This is a genomic window from Solihabitans fulvus (assembly GCF_008386585.1).
Classification (GTDB): Bacteria; Actinomycetota; Actinomycetes; order Mycobacteriales; family Pseudonocardiaceae; genus Solihabitans; species Solihabitans fulvus.
This window is the reverse complement of sequence record NZ_VUOB01000059.1, coordinates 123,798-143,766: the sequence shown is the minus strand read 5'-3', so window position 1 is coordinate 143,766 and position 19,969 is coordinate 123,798. Positions and strand designations below refer to the sequence as shown.

At 70.5% G+C, this 19,969-nt stretch carries 19 protein-coding genes and 1 pseudogene; 9 read left to right on the top strand and 11 right to left on the bottom strand.

The genetic code is table 11. From position 1 onward, the window contains the following. Nucleotides 1-13 precede the first annotated feature (13 nt). From F0L68_RS29615 to F0L68_RS29605, 3 genes are all read right to left on the bottom strand, one after another. Nucleotides 14-787, bottom strand: coding sequence for an ATP-binding cassette domain-containing protein (locus F0L68_RS29615; protein WP_149853124.1), 774 nt, complete (start codon nucleotides 785-787; stop codon nucleotides 14-16). A gap of 96 nt (nucleotides 788-883) precedes the next feature. Then, complete coding sequence (locus F0L68_RS29610; protein ID WP_149853123.1) at nucleotides 884-2,020, bottom strand: sugar ABC transporter substrate-binding protein; 1,137 nt, start codon at nucleotides 2,018-2,020, stop codon at nucleotides 884-886. A 370-nt stretch (nucleotides 2,021-2,390) separates the two neighbouring features. Then, nucleotides 2,391-4,097 (bottom strand): DEAD/DEAH box helicase, encoded by a 1,707-nt coding sequence (locus F0L68_RS29605; RefSeq protein ID WP_149853169.1) that lies wholly within the window; start codon nucleotides 4,095-4,097, stop codon nucleotides 2,391-2,393. Nucleotides 4,098-4,340: 243 nt separating this feature from the next. Here F0L68_RS29605 and F0L68_RS29600 point away from each other — a divergent pair, with 243 nt between their 5' ends. After that, nucleotides 4,341-5,510: a YihY/virulence factor BrkB family protein gene (locus F0L68_RS29600; protein ID WP_223199246.1), complete on the top strand. Its 1,170-nt coding sequence runs from the start codon at nucleotides 4,341-4,343 to the stop codon at nucleotides 5,508-5,510. 9 nt (nucleotides 5,511-5,519) lie between these two features. Here the strand turns inward: F0L68_RS29600 and F0L68_RS29595 are convergent, their stop codons facing one another. Then, a complete protein-coding gene (locus F0L68_RS29595) occupies nucleotides 5,520-6,551 on the bottom strand; it encodes an alpha/beta hydrolase (protein WP_223199245.1) in 1,032 nt (343 codons plus the stop codon). 186 nt (nucleotides 6,552-6,737) lie between these two features. Here F0L68_RS29595 and F0L68_RS29590 point away from each other — a divergent pair, with 186 nt between their 5' ends. Together F0L68_RS29590 and F0L68_RS29585 are read left to right on the top strand one after the other, a co-directional pair. Further along, nucleotides 6,738-7,556, top strand: a complete 819-nt coding sequence (locus tag F0L68_RS29590; protein ID WP_188316897.1) for an SAM-dependent methyltransferase — start codon at nucleotides 6,738-6,740, stop codon at nucleotides 7,554-7,556. A gap of 49 nt (nucleotides 7,557-7,605) precedes the next feature. Then, nucleotides 7,606-8,979: a cytochrome P450 gene (locus F0L68_RS29585; protein WP_188316896.1), complete on the top strand. Its 1,374-nt coding sequence runs from the start codon at nucleotides 7,606-7,608 to the stop codon at nucleotides 8,977-8,979. Here the strand turns inward: F0L68_RS29585 and F0L68_RS29580 are convergent. Both F0L68_RS29580 and F0L68_RS29575 read right to left on the bottom strand, forming a co-directional pair. Then, nucleotides 8,972-9,163 (bottom strand): DUF397 domain-containing protein, encoded by a 192-nt coding sequence (locus tag F0L68_RS29580; protein WP_149853118.1) that lies wholly within the window; start codon nucleotides 9,161-9,163, stop codon nucleotides 8,972-8,974. The genes F0L68_RS29585 and F0L68_RS29580 overlap by 8 nt on opposite strands. Continuing rightward, nucleotides 9,160-10,026: a helix-turn-helix domain-containing protein gene (locus F0L68_RS29575; RefSeq protein ID WP_149853117.1), complete on the bottom strand. Its 867-nt coding sequence runs from the start codon at nucleotides 10,024-10,026 to the stop codon at nucleotides 9,160-9,162. The genes F0L68_RS29580 and F0L68_RS29575 overlap by 4 nt, the downstream gene beginning before the upstream one ends. A gap of 162 nt (nucleotides 10,027-10,188) precedes the next feature. Between F0L68_RS29575 and F0L68_RS29570 the strand changes: the two genes are divergently transcribed. Continuing rightward, complete coding sequence (locus tag F0L68_RS29570) at nucleotides 10,189-10,506, top strand: hypothetical protein (protein ID WP_149853116.1); 318 nt, start codon at nucleotides 10,189-10,191, stop codon at nucleotides 10,504-10,506. A gap of 60 nt (nucleotides 10,507-10,566) precedes the next feature. Here F0L68_RS29570 and F0L68_RS29565 read toward each other — a convergent pair whose 3' ends face one another. Next, on the bottom strand, nucleotides 10,567-10,830 hold the full coding sequence (locus F0L68_RS29565) for a DUF3039 domain-containing protein (protein WP_149853115.1): 264 nt from the start codon (nucleotides 10,828-10,830) through the stop codon (nucleotides 10,567-10,569). Between the two features lie 63 nt (nucleotides 10,831-10,893). Between F0L68_RS29565 and F0L68_RS29560 the strand changes: the two genes are divergently transcribed. Together F0L68_RS29560 and F0L68_RS29555 are read left to right on the top strand one after the other, a co-directional pair. Continuing rightward, nucleotides 10,894-11,811: a pseudouridine-5'-phosphate glycosidase gene (locus F0L68_RS29560; protein ID WP_149853114.1), complete on the top strand. Its 918-nt coding sequence runs from the start codon at nucleotides 10,894-10,896 to the stop codon at nucleotides 11,809-11,811. Next, nucleotides 11,808-12,689 (top strand): carbohydrate kinase family protein, encoded by an 882-nt coding sequence (locus F0L68_RS29555; protein ID WP_149853113.1) that lies wholly within the window; start codon nucleotides 11,808-11,810, stop codon nucleotides 12,687-12,689. The genes F0L68_RS29560 and F0L68_RS29555 overlap by 4 nt, the downstream gene beginning before the upstream one ends. A gap of 86 nt (nucleotides 12,690-12,775) precedes the next feature. Here F0L68_RS29555 and F0L68_RS29550 read toward each other — a convergent pair. The 4 genes and pseudogenes from F0L68_RS29550 to F0L68_RS29535 all read right to left on the bottom strand — a co-directional run. After that, nucleotides 12,776-13,708, bottom strand: a pseudogene (locus F0L68_RS29550) (acyltransferase family protein); the annotation flags it as partial. 186 nt (nucleotides 13,709-13,894) lie between these two features. Beyond that, nucleotides 13,895-14,965 carry a sensor histidine kinase gene (locus F0L68_RS29545; protein WP_223199244.1) on the bottom strand — a complete coding sequence of 357 codons (1,071 nt, stop codon included), beginning with the start codon at nucleotides 14,963-14,965 and terminating at the stop codon, nucleotides 13,895-13,897. Beyond that, nucleotides 14,962-15,621, bottom strand: a complete 660-nt coding sequence (locus F0L68_RS29540; RefSeq protein ID WP_149853112.1) for a response regulator transcription factor — start codon at nucleotides 15,619-15,621, stop codon at nucleotides 14,962-14,964. Before F0L68_RS29540 ends, F0L68_RS29545 begins: the two co-directional genes overlap by 4 nt. Before the next feature lie 189 nt (nucleotides 15,622-15,810). Continuing rightward, the gene (locus F0L68_RS29535) at nucleotides 15,811-16,131 is read right to left on the bottom strand and encodes a DUF3099 domain-containing protein (RefSeq protein WP_149853111.1); all 321 of its coding nucleotides are present in this window, start codon (nucleotides 16,129-16,131) and stop codon (nucleotides 15,811-15,813) included. Nucleotides 16,132-16,266: 135 nt separating this feature from the next. On the opposite strand from F0L68_RS29535, the gene F0L68_RS29530 reads away from it, so the two are divergent. From F0L68_RS29530 to dtd, 3 genes are all read left to right on the top strand, one after another. Further along, complete coding sequence (locus F0L68_RS29530; protein ID WP_149853110.1) at nucleotides 16,267-17,844, top strand: PucR family transcriptional regulator; 1,578 nt, start codon at nucleotides 16,267-16,269, stop codon at nucleotides 17,842-17,844. Between the two features lie 99 nt (nucleotides 17,845-17,943). After that, nucleotides 17,944-19,455, top strand: a complete 1,512-nt coding sequence (locus tag F0L68_RS29525; protein WP_149853109.1) for a DUF7782 domain-containing protein — start codon at nucleotides 17,944-17,946, stop codon at nucleotides 19,453-19,455. Nucleotides 19,456-19,483: 28 nt separating this feature from the next. Then, a complete protein-coding gene (dtd, locus tag F0L68_RS29520) occupies nucleotides 19,484-19,909 on the top strand; it encodes a D-aminoacyl-tRNA deacylase (protein WP_149853108.1) in 426 nt (141 codons plus the stop codon). Nucleotides 19,910-19,969: the final 60 nt, after the last annotated feature.

Sequence of the window (19,969 nt, the reverse complement as noted above, 5' to 3'; positions counted from 1 at the left end):
GCCCTGAGCGGGGTCACACCACGGCGTTCTCGGGGCGGGCGATGCCGAGGTCGCCGGAGCGGCCCGCGGTGATCAGCTCCACCACCTGGCTGTGCGTGACGTCCTTGGTCGGCAGCTCGGCCGCCATGCGCCCCAGGTAGAGGGTCGCGATGCGGTCGGCGACCTCGAAGACGTCGTTCATGTTGTGGCTGATCAGGACGACGCCGAGGCCCTGTTCGGCGAGGCGGCGCACCAGGTCGAGGACCTGGCGGGTCTGCGCGACACCGAGGGCGGCGGTCGGCTCGTCGAGCAGCACGACCTTGCTGTCCCACAGCACGGCCTTGGCGATGGCCACGGTCTGCCGCTGGCCGCCGGAGAGCGAGGCGACGGGGGTGCGGACCGACTTGACCGTGCGGACCGACAGCGAGGTCAGCGTCTTGCGCGCGGCCTGCTCCATGTCGGACTCGTCGAGCAGACCGGCCCTGCCGCGTTCCCTGCCGAGGAACATGTTCTGCACGATGTCGAGGTTGTCGCACAGCGCGAGGTCCTGGTAGACGACCTCGATGCCGAGGTTGGACGCTTCCTTCGGACCGTGGATGTGCGTCTGTTCGCCGTTGAACAGCACCTCGCCCGAGTCGGTCGGGTAGATGCCGGCGATGCACTTGACCAGCGTCGACTTGCCGGCGCCGTTGTCGCCGACGAGCGCGGTCACCTCACCGGCCCTGACGGTGAAGTCGACGTCGTGCAGCACGTGGACGGGACCGAAGCTCTTGTTGATGCCGCGCAGCTCGAGAATCGGCTCACTCACGGCGTTCCTCCAGATGTGAACAGGTGGATGCCGCGGCGGGGTGCGAGTCGGGGGCAGGCACCCCGCCGCGGCGGGTTATTCAGGCAGAACGGCGAGTCACTTGATACCGAGCTGGGTGCAGATCGCGGCGATGTCGCCGGTGCAGACGTCGGACGCCTTGACGAAGGCGGCGTCGATGACGGACTTGACCTTGTCCTTGGTGATCAGGATCGGGGTGGACAGGGCGGACTTGACGTCGCGGTTGCCGTTGGGGTCGTGGACGGTCGCGTTCGCCAGCTTGTCGGCGGCGGCGGTGTCACCCTTGGCGAGCGCGGCGGCCAGCTCGGCCGTGGCGTTGGCCTCCTGGTCGATCGGCTTGAACACGGTCATGTACTGGTCGCCGGTGAGCACGGCCTTGAGGCCGTCCGGGGTGGCGTCCTGACCGGTGACCGGGACCTTGCCGTTCAGGCCGTACTTCTTCAGGACGGTGATGACCGCGCCGGCGAGGCCGTCGTTGGCGGCGACGACGCCGTCGACCTTCTGGCCGTTGCCGGTCAGGATCTGCTCGAAGTCCTGGCCGCCCTTCTGGTTGTCCCAGTCGTCGATCGGCTTGCTCTGGACGAGCTTGTAGTCGCCCGCGTCGTACTTGGGCTTGAGGACCTTCTCCTGGCCGTCGTGGAAGAGGGTCGCGTTGTTGTCCGTCGGCGCGCCCTCGATCTCGATGACCTCGGCCGGCTTCTTGCCGGCGGCGAGCTTGGTCATGCCCTCGACGAAGCCCTGGCCCTGGAGCTCGCCGACCTTCACGTTGTCGAAGGACACGTAGTACTTCGACGAGCCGCCGAGGTTGAGCCGGTCGTAGTCGATGGTCGGGATGCCCTGGGCCTCGGCCTTCTTGGCGACCGCGGAACCCACCTCGCTGTTGATCGAGGAGATGACCAGGACCTTGACCCCGTTGTTGATCATGCCGTCGGCCAGGGTGGTGAACTTCTGGACGTCACCCTGGGCGTTCTGGATGTCCGGGTCGAGGCCCTTGGCCTGCATGGCCTTCTGGAGGAGCGGCTTGTCGAAGCCCTCCCACCTGGCAGAACTCGCCGTCTCCGGGAGGATCACGCCGACCTTGACACCGCCGCTTGACCCGGCCGAGCTGGTGCCCGAGCTACCGGATCCGCCGCCTGAGCTGTTGTTGCCGCACGCCGTCATGGCAAGGGCAAGGCCCGTGCCTACGGCGATGAGGGCGAGGGGCTTGCTGCGCATGGCCATCCCTTTCGCTACTCGCTACTACCGAGCGGCCACGGGTCACGCTCCGAGGCCGGGAAAATGTTGTGGCGCACAACGTATGCCTCCGAACGGGGTGACCGGAACCACACTGTATCGATAAAGCTCGAATTTGACAGCACAATGCGGCAACGGCGAGGTAACCGACCTGTCATCTACTTACATTGCTTGAGTAAGACAGTCACCGTGCGTGACTGGTTGCGCCGACCGGGCGCATCGACGGACACATCGATCACTCGTTCGCGATTCAGCCTTTCGGGAGCGGCGCAACCAGCCGGCTGTGCGCGGCGCGCGGACGCCCCGGGCGAGCCGCGCACGGCGTCACCAGGAACACGTCACCGGGAACGAGTCACCAGGAACGAATGGTCGCGATCCGCTCTTCGAGCTGCTCGACGCTGGCCATCGCGGTGGGCGGGCCGCCGCAGTAGCCGCGCAACTCGTTGTGGATCTTGCCGTGCGGCTTGCCGGTCCGGTGGTGGTGCAGCGCGACGAGGCTGTTCAGCTCCCGGCGCATGCTCGACAATTGCTCCTGGACACTCGCCGGCCGGGCCGCCTTGGCCGGCGCGTCCGGCTTCGTCTCCGCCTTGCGCTTGGCCACCGAGACCAGCTGCTGCTCCTGCCGCTGCCGCAGCAGCGCCCGCACCTGGTCCGGCTCAAGCAGGCCGGGCAGCCCCAGGTACTCCTGCTCCTCCTCGGTCCCGGCGAGCGCCGCCGTGCCGAAGGACGAACCGTCGTAGATCACCTGGTCCAGCTCGGCCGAGGCGCCAAGCGAGGTGAACGCCTTCTCCTCCTCGCCGGGCTCGTCCTTGGTCCGGTTGGCGTCGGCGAGCAGCTCGTCGTCCCAGCCGTCCTTCTCCCGGTGCGGCTTGCCGAGCACGTGGTCCCGCTGCGCCTCCAGCTCGCTGGCCAGCTGCAACAACACCGGCACGCTCGGCAGGAACACGCTCGCGGTCTCGCCGACCTTCCGCCGCCGCACGAACCGGCCGACGGCCTGGGCGAAGAACAGCGGCGTCGACGCGCTCGTCGCGTAGACACCGACGGCCAACCTCGGCACGTCGACGCCCTCGCTCACCATCCGGACCGCGACCAGCCACCGGTCCTGCGACTCGCCGAACTCCGCGATGCGGCCCGACGCCTTCGGGTCGTCCGAGAGCACCACGACGGGCTCGTGCCCGGTCGTGCGGTGCAGGATGCTCGCGTACGCCTTCGCCGTCTCGTGGTCGGTCGCGATCACGAGACCACCGGCGTCCGGCATGCCGTCGTTGCGCAGCTGCGTCAGCCGCATGTCGGCGGCCATCAACACCGAAGGGACCCATTCGCCGGACGGGTCCAACGCCGTGCGCCACGCCCGGGCCGTCTGCTCCTGGGTCAGCGGCTCCCCGAGCCGCGCGGTGAACTCCTCGCCCGCGCTGGTCCGCCAGCTCGCCTCGCCGGAGTACGCCAGGAAGATCACGGGCCGCACCACGCCGTCGCGCAGCGCGTCGGAGTAGCCGTAGGAGTGGTCGGCCCTGCTGCGCATCGCCCCGGCGCTGTCGGGCTCGTAGTCGATGAACGGGATCGGCGAGTCGTCGCTTCGGAACGGCGTCCCGGTCAGCGCCAACCGGCGGACCGCAGGCGTGAACGCCTCCTTGATCGCGTCGCCCCAGGACTTCGCGTCACCGCCGTGGTGGATCTCGTCGAGCAGCACGAGCGTCTTGCGGTTCTCGGTCCGCACCCGGTGCAGCGTCGGATGCGCGGCGACCTGCGCGTAGGTGACCGCGACGCCGAGGTAGTCGCGCGAGGTCGCGCCAGCGGTGTTGCGGAAGTTCGAGTCGATCGGCAGGCCGACCTCGTGCGCCGCGGCCGCCCACTGGTGCTTGAGGTGCTCGGTCGGCGTCACCACGGTGATCGCCTCGACCGTCCGGTCGGCGAGCAGCTCGGCGGCCACCCGCAGCCCGAAGGTCGTCTTGCCTGCTCCGGGGGTCGCCACCGCGAGGAAGTTCTTCGGCTTGGCCGCCAGGTACTTGGTCAGCGCCCTGCGCTGCCAGGCACGAAGCGGACGCGAGGGTGGGGGCATGGAGTCGGGCTGGGCCACGGACTCGAAGCTCCTTCCTCCGCTGATCACCGGGTCGCGAACACACAAATGCCCCCACGTGTGCCCGGCCCCGCGACGTCGACGGGAGCCCGGTGAGGGCGGCCACGAGCCTACCTGTTGCGCGGAGCCGGCGCGGGCCAGGACGCGGTGTGCGACGCGACACGACCCCGCCCGACCGGGTTGGTGCCGTGGTTCGAACGGGCATGCCGCATGCTTGGGGGCGCGATGGGTCCGCACACCGACAACCCGGAACGCAGCACGCCCGAGGAAGGGCCGCCCCCGATGCGCCGGGGACCGCTGCGGCTTTTCGCGCGCACGCTGTCCAAGGCGTGGGGCGGCAACATCTTCTCCGAGGCGGCCGAGGCGGCCTTCTGGCAGACCCTCTCGCTGCCGCCGCTGCTGCTCGGCCTGCTTGGCAGCCTCGGCTTCGTCGGCGACTGGTTCGGACCAGAGGTCGTGCACGCGGTTCAGGCCAAGATCATCGCATTCTGCCGGACGATCTTCAGCGACTCAGTGGTCAAGGGGATCATCGAGCCGACCGTGTCCGACATCCTCACCAAGGGCAAGGGCGAGATCGTCTCGATCGGGTTCGTGATCTCGCTGTGGGCTGGCTCGTCCGCGATGTCCTCGTTCGTCGACGCGATCACCGTCGCGCACGACCAGTACGGGGTGCGCAACGAGGTCTGGCAGCGGATCTTCTCGCTGCTGCTGTACATGGTCGGGCTCGTGCTGGCGGTGATCGGCCTGCCGGTGCTCGCGCTCGGTCCCGACCTGCTGCCCAAGTTCTTCCCCGACTCATGGCAACCCACGGTGATCCAATGGGTCGGGATGTTCTACTACCCGGCGATCGCCGTGCTGCTGGTGATCGCGCTGGCCTCGCTGTACAAGCTGGCGCTGCCGCGCAAGCTGCCGTGGCACCGGGGCGTACCGGGCGCGGCGCTCGCCATGGTCGTGTTCCTGCTGTCGTCCATCGGGCTGCGGCTGTACATCTCGTGGATCACCACCACCGGCTACACCTACGGCGCGCTGGCCACCCCGATCGCGTTCCTGCTGTTCGCGTTCTTCATCGGGCTGGCGATCGTCATCGGCGCGTACTTCAACAGCGCCATCGAGGACATGTGGCCGGCCAGGATGACCCGGCGGCAGCGCCGCAGGTGGCGCCGATTAGAGATGGAGCGGGCGGCCGAGCGGATCAGGACCGAGCACCACCGCACGCGGCACAAGGGGCGAAGCGGGGCCGACCTCGGCGGTGCTCCGTCCCCCGCCGACACCAAGCAGACCCTGCCGTTGCGCCGCGAGTCGCCACTCCCCGACGGGCGGCCGAGCAGCGGGCAGCCCGTCGGGGAGCGGTCGAGTGGTGAGCAGTCCGCCCGCGATGAACCCGGCGGCGGGTGACGCGGGCCGTCAGCCGGCGAAGTGCATGCTCAGCCAGTCGCGGACGTCCGCGCGGTAGTCGGGCGCGCTGATGGCCAGCGCCACGGCGTGCCCGGCCTGCGGCACCAGCCGCACCTCGAGGTGGGCGTCCGGGGAGAAGTAGGGGTTCTCCGCTGCCAGGAACGACTCCTCGCTCGAACAGGTGAAGGCGCAGAACAGTCCGTCGCGGTCGCCGTTGGCGATGAGCACCGGCACGGTGATGGCTCGGGACAACGGGCTCACGAACGCCAGCGTCAACAGGTCCGGCACGACGGTCGCGGGCACCTGGTCCTTGGTGGCCTCGTCCGCAGCCAGCACGCCGGGATCAACCACACCGGGATCGTGGAACAGGCCGCGCGTGCCCGGCATCGTTGTCACGTAACCGGGATCGCCGCCGCGCTGGGACAACTCCGGGTCCAGCAACGCGGGCCGGACGCCCTGCACGAAGATGTTGGTCAATGCCAACAGGTTCATCGAGTGCGACATGCCGGTGAGGATCACGCCGTCCACGTCGTGGTAGGTGGCGGCCTCCAGCACCGCGACCCCCGAGCCCATCGAGTGGCCGACCAGCACGACGCGATCGAACCGAAGGCCGGAAACCGCGCCGGCACAGAGCTTTCCGACGATCTGGTGCACAACGGACGCCTGGCTCGTTCCGGTCACCAGCGCGCTCAGCGGCTGCGAACTCCGGCCGGAGCCGAGCAGGTCGACGGCGAAGGTCGCGAGCCCGTTGGCGGCCATGTCGCGCTGGTAGGAGTAACTGCCCGAATCGTAGGGAAGATCCCAGTACTGGCTGTTGTAGGTGCCGCCGTGCACGAGCAGCTGCACGGTCCTCGGTGTGTCGCCGGCGGGCAGGCAGAGCTGCCCGTGCACGGTTTCCGGTAGCAGGCCAAGGGAAACCGGCAGGCTGGTCTCGGAACAGGTGGTGTCCGGTGTGGTGGTCGCGATCGCCTGGGGCGACGCGACGATCGCACCGGCCAGCACGACGATCAGTGCGGTGGCAAGGGTTCTGAGCGGTTGCACGGTGCATCCTCTCGGGACTGGCAGCGTGACACGGAGGGTGCACCCTACAACCGCCTGAGTGACCATATCGATCGGGTGATAGCGGTCCGCCACACGGGTAATACTCCTGTCGCCGCCTCGACGGCGCGCACTAGCGTGGTGTGTCTTGTCCGGTGGTGTGAACCCCGATCCGATGGGACGTGGGCTGTGAGCAGCCAGGCCAGTTGGGTGCCGTCCAACGTCGACCTCGATCGGGCCAGCCCGGCCCGCATCTACGACTATCTTCTCGGCGGTGGCTGGAACTTCGCCGCCGACCGCGCGGTCGCGCAACAGGCGATCGCCGCCATGCCATGGGTCCGCGACCTCGCCAGGTACAACCGGCAGTTCCTCAGCCGCGCGGTGAACTTCTGCGCCACGGCAGGCGTCCGGCAGTTCCTCGACCTCGGATCGGGCATGCCGACCGCGAAGAGCGTGCACGAAATCGCCCGCGAGGTCGACCCGAGTTGCCGCGTGGTCTATGTGGAACGGGAGCCGGTGGCCGTCGCGCACAGCGAGCTGATCCTGTCCACGATCGAGGGCACCGGCATCATCGAGGCGGACATGTGCGACATCGACCTCGTGCTCGGCCATCCGGTCACCCGGCGGCTGTTCGATCTCGACGAGCCCGTTGCGGTGATCATGGCGTCCTCGCTGCACTACGTGCTGGACGCGGAGGTCGCCGAGGCCACCGTCGCCGGTTACCTCGACGAGGTCGTGCCGGACAGCTATCTGGTGCTGTCGCACATCGCCGACAACGAGGGCGTCGGCTCCTCGGAGGTCAGGGGCCTGGTCGAGTTGTCGAAGGCGACCACGAGCGCTGGTGTCGCGCGGTCGCGGGAGTGGATCGGCGGCCTGCTCGCCGATCTTGAGGTGGCGGAGCCCGGTTTGGTGTACACCTCGCAGTGGCGGCCCGACAACCATCTGCGGCTCGTCACCGACCTACCGGTGCACGCCTCGCTGCTGGCCGCCGTGGCTCGCCGGCCCTGACGACCGTTCGGGGTCGCCCGCTCCGCTACCGAAAGTGGGAGGCCGAGCCGTGACCACCTCGATCCAGGACGTGCCGATCGCGCCGCGCCGCGTGCCGGTGCTCGGCCACACCCTGTCGCTCGGCCGGGATCCCCTTGGGTTTCTCCAGAGTCTGCGTTCGCGCGGCGACGTCGTGGCGTTCTATCTGGGGACTCGCCCGGTCTGCCAGGTCAACTCCCCCGACCTCATCCGCCGGGTGCTGGTCACCGACGCGCACAGGTTCAGCCGGGGCGCGGTGTTCGCCAAGGCGCGCCAGTTGTTGGGCGACGGCCTCGCCACCGCGGACGAACCGAGCCACATGCGGCAGCGGCGGGTGATGCAGCCCGCGTTCCACGCCGACCGCGTCGCCGGGTACGTCGAGGTGATGCGCGAGGAGATCGCCGAGGTGGTCGCCGGCTGGCGGCCCGGCCGACCCGTGCAGGTCGACCGCGAGATGGCGCGGCTGACCCTGATGGTCACCACGAAGGCGCTGTTCCGCGCCGAGCTGGGGCAGGCGGCGGTGGCGGAGGTCCGCCGGTCGCTGAGCCCGGTGCTCAACGGGATCACGAAACGCTCGATGCTGCCAGGCGAGCTGCTGGAACGCGTGCCCACGCCGTGCAACCGCCGGTTCGAGGCCGCGCTGCACCGCCTGACGACCGTCGTCGACGGCGTCGTCGACGCGTACCGGGCGTCGGGCGCAGACCACGGCGACCTGCTGTCGATGCTGGTGACCGCGAGGGATGTGGAGCCCGACGCCGACGGGGCTGCCGGCCCAGCCGCTCCGGCGATGAGCGACGCCGAGGTCCGCACGCAGGTGATGAACATCCTGATGGCGGGCACCGAGACGACCGCGACCGCGCTGTCCTGGGTGTTCCACGAACTGGCCCGGCATCCCGAGGCCGAACGCCGGGTGCACGAGGAGGTCGACACCGTGCTGGCTGGCCGGCCGGTCACCACGTCGGACCTGGCCAGGCTCCCCTACGTCGACCGGGTTCTGACCGAGGCCATCCGCCTGCACACCCCGGTGTGGTTACTGATGCGCAGGGCCGTCGAGGAGGTGCGGCTCGGGGACGTCACCATCCGGCCGGGCACCGAGTTGCTGATCAGCCTGCCCACCCTGCACCGCGACCCCGACCTGTTCCCCGACCCGATGCGCTTTGACCCGGACCGGTGGCTCGCGCCGGAGGCGAAGGACTGGGGCCGCGCCCGGTTCATCCCCTTCGGCGCCGGGGGCCACAAGTGCATCGGCGACGGCTTCGCCTGGGCCGAGCTGACGACCGCCGTGGCGACCGTCTGCGCTCGCTGGCGGCTCGTGCCGGTGCCGGGCCGGCAGGTACGGGAGGTGGCGAGGGCCTTCCTCCGCCCCAACGCCCTGCCGATGATTCCCGAGCCCCGGATCAGGTGAGGCCGTCGAACTCCCCGGCCTTGATCCCGTCGATCCAGGCCGCCATTCCAGCCCGGGTGAAGGTCACCGTGCCGGCCTCGGGCGCCTTGCTGTCGCGCACCGCCATGAGGCCGTCGGCCAACGCCGCGACCTCCACGCAGTTGCCGCCTTGGTCTGAGCTGAAGCTCGACTTACGCCAGATCACGAGTACTCCTCCGCGACGTTTTCGACCATTGTCACAGAGTCATCCGGTGTCAGGGCAAGAGCGCACAGATGCTCGAACGCCACCGTGTGCGCCTCGATCTCGTGGGACTGTTCCAGATAGAGCGCACCGGACCGGTACTCAACGAACGCGACTCCAGGATCAGCCGGCCACTGGAACCCCAGGATGGAGAACGACCCGGTCATGCCCGGATGCGCGCCGTGCGCGAACGGCAGTACCTGCACTGTGATCTTCGGATGTCGTACTGCATCGACGAGATGTCGAAGCTGAGATCGCATGACTGACGGGCTGCCGACCACACGTCGAAGAACCGCTTCGTCCAGCACGACCCAGAACCGCAGCGGATCAGGCTCGCGCACCAAGGCGTCTTGCCGGGCCATGCGAAGTTGAACAAGTCGCTCTATCTCCGAGTCGGCACGCTCAGCCGTGCTGCGACGAAGTACAGCTTCGGTGTAGTCCCGCGTCTGCAAGAGACCCGGAACGAACTGCCCCTCATACGTCCGGATCTGGGCCGCGCCCTGCTCAAGACCGACGTACAGGGAAAACCAGCTCGGCAGGCTTGCCTGCCCGTGACTCTCCCACCATCCCTTCTGCCTGGAGCGCTTTGCTGCGTCCAGGTAGGTGGGCCAGCGGTCCTTGGGCACGTTGTAGAGCGGCAGCAACACCTCATCGAGATCGCGCAGCACCACCGGGCGCTCGGCGGTCTCGATGTAGGACACCTTGCCGACCGTGCACCGCAGCGCCTTCGACACGGCCTTCTGATCCAGACCGGCTTCCTGCCGCAGCCGGGTCAGTTCAAAGGCCAGCCATCGCCGCCACACCGTGGGGCTCGACGCCTCAACCACGCACGACCTCGCAGTCACTCGATCAGGGACTTCCGGCTTGTTGAACCGAAATTTAGCATCTACATCACCGATGATGTGACTGGCAGCACATCGATCAAGGTCACGAGACCCTATCGCCCGCGCTCAGTACCCGTTCGGGCCACACGACACCGGGAGGTCGACATGAATGACACGGCAGGCGAAGGCGACGGGGGCGCTGGCGCAACGGGCGTGTCGTTGACCGAGGAGAGGTTCGCCGAGCTGGCGGAGGAACTGGTCACCTTCTGCGCGCCCCGGCTGTTCGCGGTGGTCGAAGAAGAGGGCGAGTTCGAGGACGCCTCGATCGTCGCCTGGGGCATGGCGTTCGAGCGGCAGGTCCACACGATCGCCTCGGATGGGAGCTTGCAGTGCAGCTTCCCCTCCGTCGAGCGAGCGGAGCGCTTCTTCGGCCGAGGCACCAAGATTCGTCTGGTGTGGCCGACGCTCGCCGCGACCGCCTAGCGACACGGCGACACACGCCGATCCGGCGCGAGGAGCCGGATCAGCGGGTGTCCGCACAGGTCAGGCGTCGCCGCCGGACGGCAGCTTGTCGTAGATCTTCTTGCACTTCGGGCAGACCGGGGAGCCCGGCTTCGGCGACTTGGTCACCGGGAAGACCTCGCCGCACAGCGCGACCACGTGAGTGCCCATGACCGCGCTCTCGGCGATCTTGGCCTTCTTCACGTAGTGGAACATCTTCGGAGAGTCGTCCCCGGTGGTGTCCGTGCCTTCCGGCCGAGTCTCGGTGTCCGGATTCGTCAAGGTGGAAGTGCTCACGGGTTCCATGATGCCTGATCACCTCCCCCGGCGGGACAGTTCGTCCGGTCGGGTGATGCATGATGCACGGTTGTGACGACAAGGATCGCTGAGGAAGTAGCCGACGCCCTGGCCGAGGGCCGGCCGGTGGTGGCGTTGGAGAGCACGCTGCTCGCGCACGGGTTGCCGCCCGGCCGCAATCGCGAGGTGGCGATTCGGCTCGAGGACGTGGTGCGCGCCGCCGGCGCGACGCCGGCCACGATCGCGGTGCTCGCCGGCACGCCGACCATCGGGCTCAGCGGCGACGAGCTGGACCGGGTGTGCGCGGCGGACGCCGGGCTGGTGAAGCTGTCCCGTCGGGACCTCGGGCCCGCCTTCGCCCTCGGGCTGGACGGCGCCACGACCGTCGCCAGCACGGCTGCGCTGGCCGACTCGGTCGGCATCGGCGTGTTCGCCACCGGCGGCGTCGGCGGCGTCCACCGGGGCGCGCAGACCTCCTGGGACGTGTCCGCCGACCTCGACGTGCTGGCCACCACCCCGGTGCTGGTGGTCTGCTCCGGGGTCAAGTCGGTGCTCGACATCGGCGCCACCCTCGAACTGCTGGAGACCAGGTCCGTGCCGGTGCTGGGCTACCGGGCCGACCGGTTCCCCGCCTTCTACCTGCGCGAATCCGAGTTCGACGTGCCGTGGCGGGTGGACAGCCCCGAGCAGGTCGCCGCCGTGGTCGCCGCGCACCGCGCGCGGGTGCCCGGCACCTCCGGCGTGCTGCTGGCCAACCCGGTCCCCGCCGAGCACGAGGTGGACCGCGTGCTGCATGACCGGCTACTTGACGAGGGCCTCGACCTGCTGCGCCGCGACGGCGTGCACGGCAAGGACGTCACCCCGGTCCTGCTTGAGCACTTCCACTCCGGCAGCGGCGGCGCGAGCCTGGACGCCAACGAGGCGCTGGTGCTGAGCAACGCCAAGCTGGCCGCCGAGTCGGCGGTCGCGCTCGCCGGGTTGCGCGGGTGACGACACCCGGTTCCGTCGTGGTGGTCGGCGACGCCGGGCTGGACGTCGTGGCCCGGCACGCCGGCCCGATCGTGCACGGCGGCGACTCGCGCGCCAGCGTCACGATCGAGCCGGGCGGCGCTGGCGCGAACACCGCGGCCTGGCTGGCGCGCTGCGGGGCGCGCCCGGTGCTGGTGGCCAGGGTCGGCGCGGACTCCGCGGGCCGCCAGGTGCACGCCGAGCTGACCTCGGCCGGTGTCCGCTGCGCGTTCGCGGTCGACCCCGACGCGGCGACCTGCTGCGTGGTGGTGCTCGTCGACGACACCGGGCAGCGCAGCATGCTGCCCGACCGGGGCGCGAACGCGCGCTTCTCGCCGTCCGACCTCGATCCCGGCCTGCTCGCCACGGCGAGCCACCTGCACCTGTCCGGCTACGTGCTGTTGGACGCGTCCTCGCGGCCCGCCGGGCTGGCCGTTCTCGCCGCGGCGCGCGCGGCCGGGCTGACCACGTCGGTCGACCCGCAGTCGGCCGGACTGATCACCGACGCCGGGGACTTCCTCGACGCGGTGCGCGGCGTGGACCTGTTGCTGCCCAACACTGATGAGCTGCACGCGCTCACCGGCTCGACCGAGCCGTCTTCGGCCGCCGGGCTGCTCGGCGTCGTCGGCGCGGTCGCGGTCACGGCCGGCGAGCGCGGCGCCAGTTGGGTGGATCAGGACGGCCTGGTGTCGGTGCCGGCCGAGCAGGCCGAGTGCATCGACTCGACCGGCGCGGGCGACGCCTTCAACGCAGGCCTGCTGACCGCGTGGCTCGGCGGCGCCTCGCGCGCCGACGCACTGCTGGCCGGGACGCGCGCTGGGGCGAACGCGGTGCGCGGGGTCGGGGCGCAGCCGCGCTGAGCGGACGTGGGCGCGGCGGTCCGTACCGCCGTCAGCCTGCGGCCCAGTCGGATCATCGGCAGTTCGACCGAGCGGTGCAGCAGGGTCGCGAGGAGCAGCGCCAGCAGGGCGACGGCGGTTGCCTCGGCGAGGCCGCGCAGCTCGGGCAGGACGGTGGTGACGGTGACGGCCGCCAGCGCCTGGATCAGGTAGAGCGAGTAGGAGCGCTCGCCGACGAAGGCGACCGGGCGGCAGGAGAGGGCCCGCGAGAGCCTGCCTGGGGTGAGCAGGGCCGGCAGCATCAGCGCCACGGCCAGCGAGTAGAACGGGACCACCGACTGCCAGTTGCCGAACAACGCCCCGGCCGGCCGCACGGCGAGCTGGGCCGCGACGAAGACGAGCGGGGTGACGACCCTGGCGACCGGTGAGGTCAGCGGCCGGACGAGGGCGAAGCCCTTGGGCTGGTGCATCAGGACGGCCAGCAGGCAGCCGGCGAGCAGCGAGAAGTAGTGCACCGACACGCCGTTGGTCGCCGGGACCAGCGCGAGGGACAGCACCAGCGCGGCCGCCGTGAACCAGCCGCGCGTCACCGCGCGCGCCGGGACGGTTGGCAGCATCGCGAAGGCGAGCAGCGGCCAGAACAGGTAGAACTTCTGCTCCACGCCGAGGGACCACGCCTGGCCGAACGGGTTCGCGCCACCGAGCTCGTTGAAGAACGTCAGGTGCAGCGGCATGGCCTCGGCGAGGCCGCTGCTGGCGTACTCGCCGCGCAGCGCGAACACCACGGTCGTGCCGGCGAGGATCACCGCGTAGACGGGCAGGATGCGGAACACCCTGCGCAGGTAGAACGAGCGCAGCGAGAGCCGGCCGGTGCGGGACTCCTCGCGCAGGGCGAGCGTGGTGATCAGGAACCCGGACAGCACGAAGAACGCCTGCACGGCGATCCAGCCCGACAGCGCGCCCGGGCCGCCGTAGTGGAAGAAGACGACGAGCAGCGCGGCGATCGCGCGCACGCCGTCCAGGGCGGGAAACCGCCGCATGCCGAGGTATTCGTCGTGCGTCATGGTCATGCCCACAGTGATAACGAAGTGGGCATTTCGGGCGGATAATCGAAAGCGCTTATCTCGCCCTTATGCGGCGGCCCGAAAAAGGCCTTCGCCAGGGCGGGAACGCGTCGGCGACAGTGCGGTCAGACTTTTTTGGCGAGGTTTGTGCGGCGAGATTTGTCACAGGGACGCGGCCGGCAGCATGACCTCCACGCGCAGTCCGCCGTGATCGCCGGGGACTGCGCCGATGCCGCCGCCGTGCGCGTCGGTGATCGAGCGCGCGATCGACAGGCCGAGGCCCGCTCCCCCGCCGTGGTCGGTGCGGTCGTTGGTCAGCCTGCGGAACGGCTCGAACAGCCGGGAGACGGCCTCGGCTGGCACGCGCTGCCCCGAGTTGTGCACCATCAGGGCAGGCTCGTCGCCGACCCTGACGTGGATCCAGCCGCCGGGCTCGTTGTACTTGATGGCGTTCTCGACGAGGTTGACCACGAGTCGCTCCAGCAGCGCGGAATCGCCAGCGACGACCCGTTCGTCAAGCGCGTGGGTTAGCTCGATGCCTTGGGCGGCAAGCTTTTCCCGGTAGTCGTTCAGCACGCCGAGCACCAGTTGATCGAGCCGGACCGGAGCGTTGCCGGTGATGCCCCTGTCGCTCACCGCCAGCGCGAGCAGCCCCTCGATCATGCGCTCGCTTCGTTCGTTGACCAGCAGGAGTTGCGCGCCGAGCCTGCGCAGATCCTGGCTCGCGTCCGGCGCCTGCATGGCGACCTCAACCAGGGTGCGCTGCACCGCGAGCGGGGTGCGCAGCTCGTGCGACGCGTTGGCCACGAAGCGACTCTGGCTGTCGAAGCCGGTGGCCAGCCGGTCGAGCATCGCGTCGACGGACCCGGCCAGCTCGCCGAGTTCCTTGCTGTTACTGGTGAAACTGACGCGCTGGCCGAGGCTCTGCGGATTCAGCCGCGCGGTCGCGGCGGTCATCAGGGACAGCGGGCGGAGCAGGACGCCGGCCAACAGCCAGCCGAGGAACGCCGCGAGCGCGGCGCCGAGCAGCGCGCCCGCCAGAAAGCCCACCGAGGAGACTTGGCTGAAGGTCAGGACGCGGCTGGCCGTCGTGTAGGCGAAGGTCAGTCCTTCGGTGATCCTGGGCGCCAACATGACGGCCAGCAGCGTGCAGCCGACACCGATGCCGAGCAGGAACACCACCGCCATCAGGACCGCGACGCGCACGCGGATGGACCGGCGACGGCGCCTCATGGCGCGAAGCGGTAGCCGACGCCGGACACCGTCTCGATGATCGGCGGGTCGCCCAGCTTGCGCCGCAACGTCATCACGGCCACCCGGACCGCGTTGGTGAACGGGTCCGCGTGCTCGTCCCACGCCTTCTCCAGCAGCTGCTCGGCGCTGACCACGGTGCCTTCGGCCCGCATCAGCACCGTCAGCACGGCGAACTCCTTGGGCGACAACGGAAGGAACCGTCCGTCGCGGGCGGCCTGGTGCCGTGGCAGGTCGAGCGTGACGCCGCCGCGTTCGAGCACCGGCGGCAGCGCGGGCCGCGACCTCCTGGCCAGCGCCTGGATCCTGGCGACCAACTCGTCGAAGGCGAACGGCTTGGTGAGGTAGTCGTCCGCGCCGAGGCCGAGGCCCGCGACCCGATCCCTGATGCCGACCGCGGCGGTGAGCATCAGCACGCGGACGTCCCGGCTGTCGGCGATCAGCCTGCGGCAGACGTCGTCGCCGTGCACGGTCGGCAGGTCGCGGTCCAGCACCAGGACGTCGTAGTCGTTGACGGACAGCCGGTCCAGCGCTGCCTGGCCGTCGTGGCAGACGTCGACGGCCATCGAGATCCGGCGAAGACCCTCCGCTATCGCGTCGGCGAGCATCGCCTCGTCCTCGGCTATCAGTACGCGCACTGTGGCTGCTCCGTTCGCGGGTCGCGCAAATATTACACGCGAACGGTATAAGCCGGACATAAGCGAGTGCGCTCGTGCTGCGCGAACGGGCGGCCCTGTGTGACCCCTCGCGAACCGAATCCGCATTCGGGCAAACGTCATTGCCCGAATGCGGCAGGCGGAATTCGGTCAGCGGTCGACGGAATTCGGTCAGCCGTCGATGACCGGGTGCTCGCGAGCCTCCAACGCCTTGCGCTGCTGGTCCGCCCGGAACCGGTTGACCTCTTCGGACTTGCGCGGCGGCCGGTCGTTGGCGATCAGCACCGCGATCCACGGCAGCGGCACGGAGAGGACCAGGAACGCCAGAGCCAGCCACCAGGTCTGGATGAAGACGAACGCGAGCACCAGGCACGGGATGCGCGCGCCCATGATGATCGCGTACTTGCGCTTGCGCGCCGCGTGCTGATCGTTGTACGAGGGCTCGGCCTCGGTGATCAGCACCGGGGTGTCGCCCGACTCGGGGTTCTTCACGACACCACCTCCGCGTTCATCATCCCACCGTCGGGTTACATCCAACACCGCCCCGGAGTGTCGATCTCGACCAGGTCCGCCCGGCGTGCAGTTACGATTCGCCCGATACCGCCCAGTACTGGTGAGCGAGCGAAAATGGTCGCCCTGGATCGGCTTGTCGACGTGCTCGGCAGCCTTGGCACGCACCTGTCGTGCGCGCCGCGTGGCCGCGAGGTCGAGCTGCGCGGCGTCGCGCTGCACGACCCCGCCGAGTCCACCACCGCCGCCCACGACGACGTCCTGCTCGGGCTCGGCACCGGCTCGGCCTCCGCCGCCGCGCGGCTGGTCGGCAACACCAGGGCCGCCGCGGTCGTGCTGCACGGCCACCCGCCGCTGGACGAGCGCGTGCTGGCCGCGGCAAGGCGCTCCGGCGCGGCGGTGCTGCTGGTGGATCCCGAGGTGCCGTGGAGTCAGCTGGTCAACGTCGCGCAGACGCTCGTCCTCGGCGGCCAGCGGCAGGGGTGCGCGGAGGGACCCGGCGACCTGTTCGCGCTGGCGGACGCCATCGCGGCGGTGGTCGGCGGGCCGGTGACGATCGAGGACCAGCAGTCCAGGGTGCTGGCGTACTCCTATCGGCAGCAGGACGTGGATCCCGTGCGGGTGCAGACGATCCTCGGCAGGCGGGTGCCCGACGAGGTCCGGCGCGTGCAGGACGAGCACGGCGTGTTCGGGCACCTGGCCACCTCGGACGAGCCGCTGTTCGTGCCGCAGCTGACCGAGGCGTTGGGCAGCAGGCTGGTCGCCGCCGTGCGGGCCGGTCGGGAACTGCTCGGCTCGGTGTGGGTCGAGGTGGACGGGCCGGTCGACCCGCAGCGGACGGCGGCCCTGGTGGACGGGGCCCGCACCGCCGCGCTGCACCTGCTGCGGGCCAGGGCCAGCGCGGACCTGGAGCGGCAGGCCGAGGCGGACCTGGTGATCAGCCTGCTGGAGTCGACCGTCGGCGCGCCCGCGGTGTTGACCCGGCTCGGCCTGCCGACCACCGACCTGCGGGTCATCGCCGTGCAGGCGCACGCCGGGGAGGGCGAGCACGGCGCCGCGCTGCTCGCGTTCGAGCGGGCCACGGCGGGTTTCGGCTGGTCGCGGCCGGGCCGCAGCGCGCTGTTCGGCAACGTGCTCTACACCGTGGTGCCGTGCGACGAGGAGGCGGTCCAGGCCATGGACTGGGTGCGGTCGCTGGCCAGGGAGCTGCCGGCGGAGGCGACCGTGCTGGCCGGCATCGGCGGCTGCGCGGACGCGGCCGGGCTGCCGACCAGCCGGCTGGAGGCCGACGAGTGCCTCGCGTTGCAGGCGGCGGGCTCGGGCTTCTCGGGCTTCTCGGGTTTCTCGGGTTCGGGCGCTGGCGAGCCGCTGGTGTACGACAAGGCGTGGGCGCAGGTGCTGCTGCACCGGCTGGCCGCGGCGGCCGACACGGGGCGGCTGCCGGTGCGCGGGCCGGTGGCGGATCTGCTGCTGCACGACGGGGAGAACGGCACGCAGTACGCGGCCACGTTGCGTGCCTGGCTGGCGGCGCAGGGCGATGTGCGGCAGGCGGCGAAGGAGTTGGCCGTGCACCCGAACACGTTGCGGTATCGGCTGACGCGGATGGCCGAGGTGACGACCGTGCCCCTTGACGACCCGGACCAGCGGCTGGCCATGGCCATCGCCCTGGCGATCAGCGCGCGCCGCACCCCCTGACCGCGTCTCGCGGCCGCTCGTGCGCCGGGTCGGGCGGGCCCACGGGTCGGCGGGGTGTGGGTGAGCCCGTTCTGCCGAGAGGTGCGAGCATTCAACACCGTGGTTCCTGATCTTTCACCGGCGTTCTGCGACCGGCTCCGCGACGCGTTCCGTTCCACCGGCTACGACGCGGACGGCGTCGTCGACCTGCTCGGCACCCAGGCGCACGCCGCGCTCGGCCGGGGCGAGCCGGAGGCCGCCCGCAGGGCGAGCCGGGACGGCGGTCCGCTCGGCACGCTGATCCGGCTGTTCCTGCTCGGCGACGCCGAGCCTGCGCAGGCGGTCCGCGCCGCGCTCGGCCCGCTGTCCATCGAGGACGCCGTCGCCGCCGAGCTGGTCGTGGCCGACGGCGACGCCCTGCGCGCCGGGCTGGACGTGCGCCCGCACGGCGACGAGGAGGGCTCCTGGTGGGTGTTCTCCGACCTGGACGCCGACCTGAGGCAGGGCGCCCCGGTCCCGGCCGATCACGTCCTCGGCGTCGGGCACGCCTCGCTGAGCCTGGTCAGGGCGACCTCGCGGCGGCCCGTCGGCACCCTGCTCGACCTCGGCACCGGCTGCGGTGTGCAGGCCCTGCACGCGAGCCGGCACGCGGGCCGGATCACCGCAACGGACGTCTCCGAGCGCGCACTCGCCCTCGCCGCCGGCACGTTCCGGCTCAACGAGCTGGACGTCGAACTGGCCAGGGGCGAGTGGTTCGGGCCGGTGGCAGGCCGCCGCTTCGACCAGATCGTGTGCAACCCGCCGTTCGTGGTCGGCCCGCCAAGGGTCGACTACGTCTACCGCGACTCCGGCCTCGGGGGCGACGACGCCAGCGCGCTCGTCGTGCGGCAGCTGCCGTCGTTCCTCGCCGACGGCGGCGTCGGCCAGCTGCTGGCCTCGTGGCTGCACGTGCGCGGCCAGGACTGGTCCGACCGCGTCTCCGCCTGGCTGCCAAGGGGCGGCGTCGACGCCTGGTTCGTGCAGCGGGACGTGGCCGACCCGGCGCTGTACGTGGGCACCTGGCTGCGCGACGCCGGGGTGGATCCCCGGTCCGCCGAGGGCAGGGAGAAGGCGTCGGCGTGGCTGGACTGGTTCGCCGCCAACAACGTCGAGGGCATCGGCTTCGGCTTCGTGACGCTGCGCCGCACCGACGCGCGGCATCCCGAGCTGGTCTGCGAGGACCTGCGGCACGCCTACGACGACCCGCTGGGCCCCGAGTCGGCCGCCTGGCTGGACCGGGTGGCATGGCTGCGCGCGAACGGCTCGCCGGAGCAGCTGCTGGCCACCAGTTTCACCGTGCCGCCGACCGTGCTCCTCGAGGAGGTGTCCGAGCCAGGTGCGGAGGGCTGGTCCTCGGTGGTGCGCAGGCTGCACCGGACGGACGGGCCCGGCTGGCAGCAGGAGGTCGACGAGTTGGCGGCCGCGCTGTTGGCGGGCTGTCGGGGCGCGCTGCCGCTGCTCGACCTGGTGTCGCTGCTGGCCTTCGCGCACGACCAGTCGGCGGACGCGTTGGCGGCCGCCGCGGTGCCGATGGTCCGGGAGCTGGTGCGGCACGGCATGCTGCTGCCGGCGGACTGGGTCGCCGCGTCGTGACGCGGACCACTGCGATGGGGAGGCAGCTGTGAGGGCCGTTGCGGCGCGGGTCACCGAGGCGAGCGTCACCGTGGACGACGAGGTGGTCGGGGCCATCGCCGAGCCGGGACTGTTGGTGCTGCTTGGCGTGCACCGCGAGGACACGCCAGCGCAGGCGGCCACGATGGCCCGCAAGCTGCACGAGGCGCGGATCATGCGGGACGAGGAGTCCTGCGCCACACTCGGCGCCCCGCTACTGGTGGTGAGCCAGTTCACGCTGTACGGCGACACCAGGAAGGGCCGCCGTCCGTCGTGGACGGCGGCGGCCCCGCCGGAGGACGCGCAGCCGTTGGTTGACGCGGTGGTTCGGGAGCTGCGGGAACGGGGCGCTCGGGTGGAAACCGGGAGGTTTCGCGCCGCCATGTCGGTGCACAGCGTCAACGACGGACCGTTCACTCTGATCATCGAGGTTTGAGCCCGCTCGACCACGGAACGTTGTGACCCGAGTCCCTCTCAGGCAATCCTCAGGATTCCT

What these genes read in the sequence shown, in the direction of transcription:
- F0L68_RS29530 (WP_149853110.1), top strand. Translation starts at nt 16,267, where the DNA reads ATGGTCGCCCTGGATCGGCTTGTCGACGTGCTCGGCAGCCTTGGCACG.
- F0L68_RS29600 (WP_223199246.1), top strand. Translation starts at nt 4,341, where the DNA reads ATGGGTCCGCACACCGACAACCCGGAACGCAGCACGCCCGAGGAAGGG.
- F0L68_RS29605 (WP_149853169.1), bottom strand. Translation starts at nt 4,097, where the DNA reads ATGCCCCCACCCTCGCGTCCGCTTCGTGCCTGGCAGCGCAGGGCGCTG.
- F0L68_RS29545 (WP_223199244.1), bottom strand. Translation starts at nt 14,965, where the DNA reads ATGAGGCGCCGTCGCCGGTCCATCCGCGTGCGCGTCGCGGTCCTGATG.
- F0L68_RS29610 (WP_149853123.1), bottom strand. Translation starts at nt 2,020, where the DNA reads ATGCGCAGCAAGCCCCTCGCCCTCATCGCCGTAGGCACGGGCCTTGCC.
- F0L68_RS29565 (WP_149853115.1), bottom strand. Translation starts at nt 10,830, where the DNA reads ATGGAACCCGTGAGCACTTCCACCTTGACGAATCCGGACACCGAGACT.
- F0L68_RS29570 (WP_149853116.1), top strand. Translation starts at nt 10,189, where the DNA reads ATGAATGACACGGCAGGCGAAGGCGACGGGGGCGCTGGCGCAACGGGC.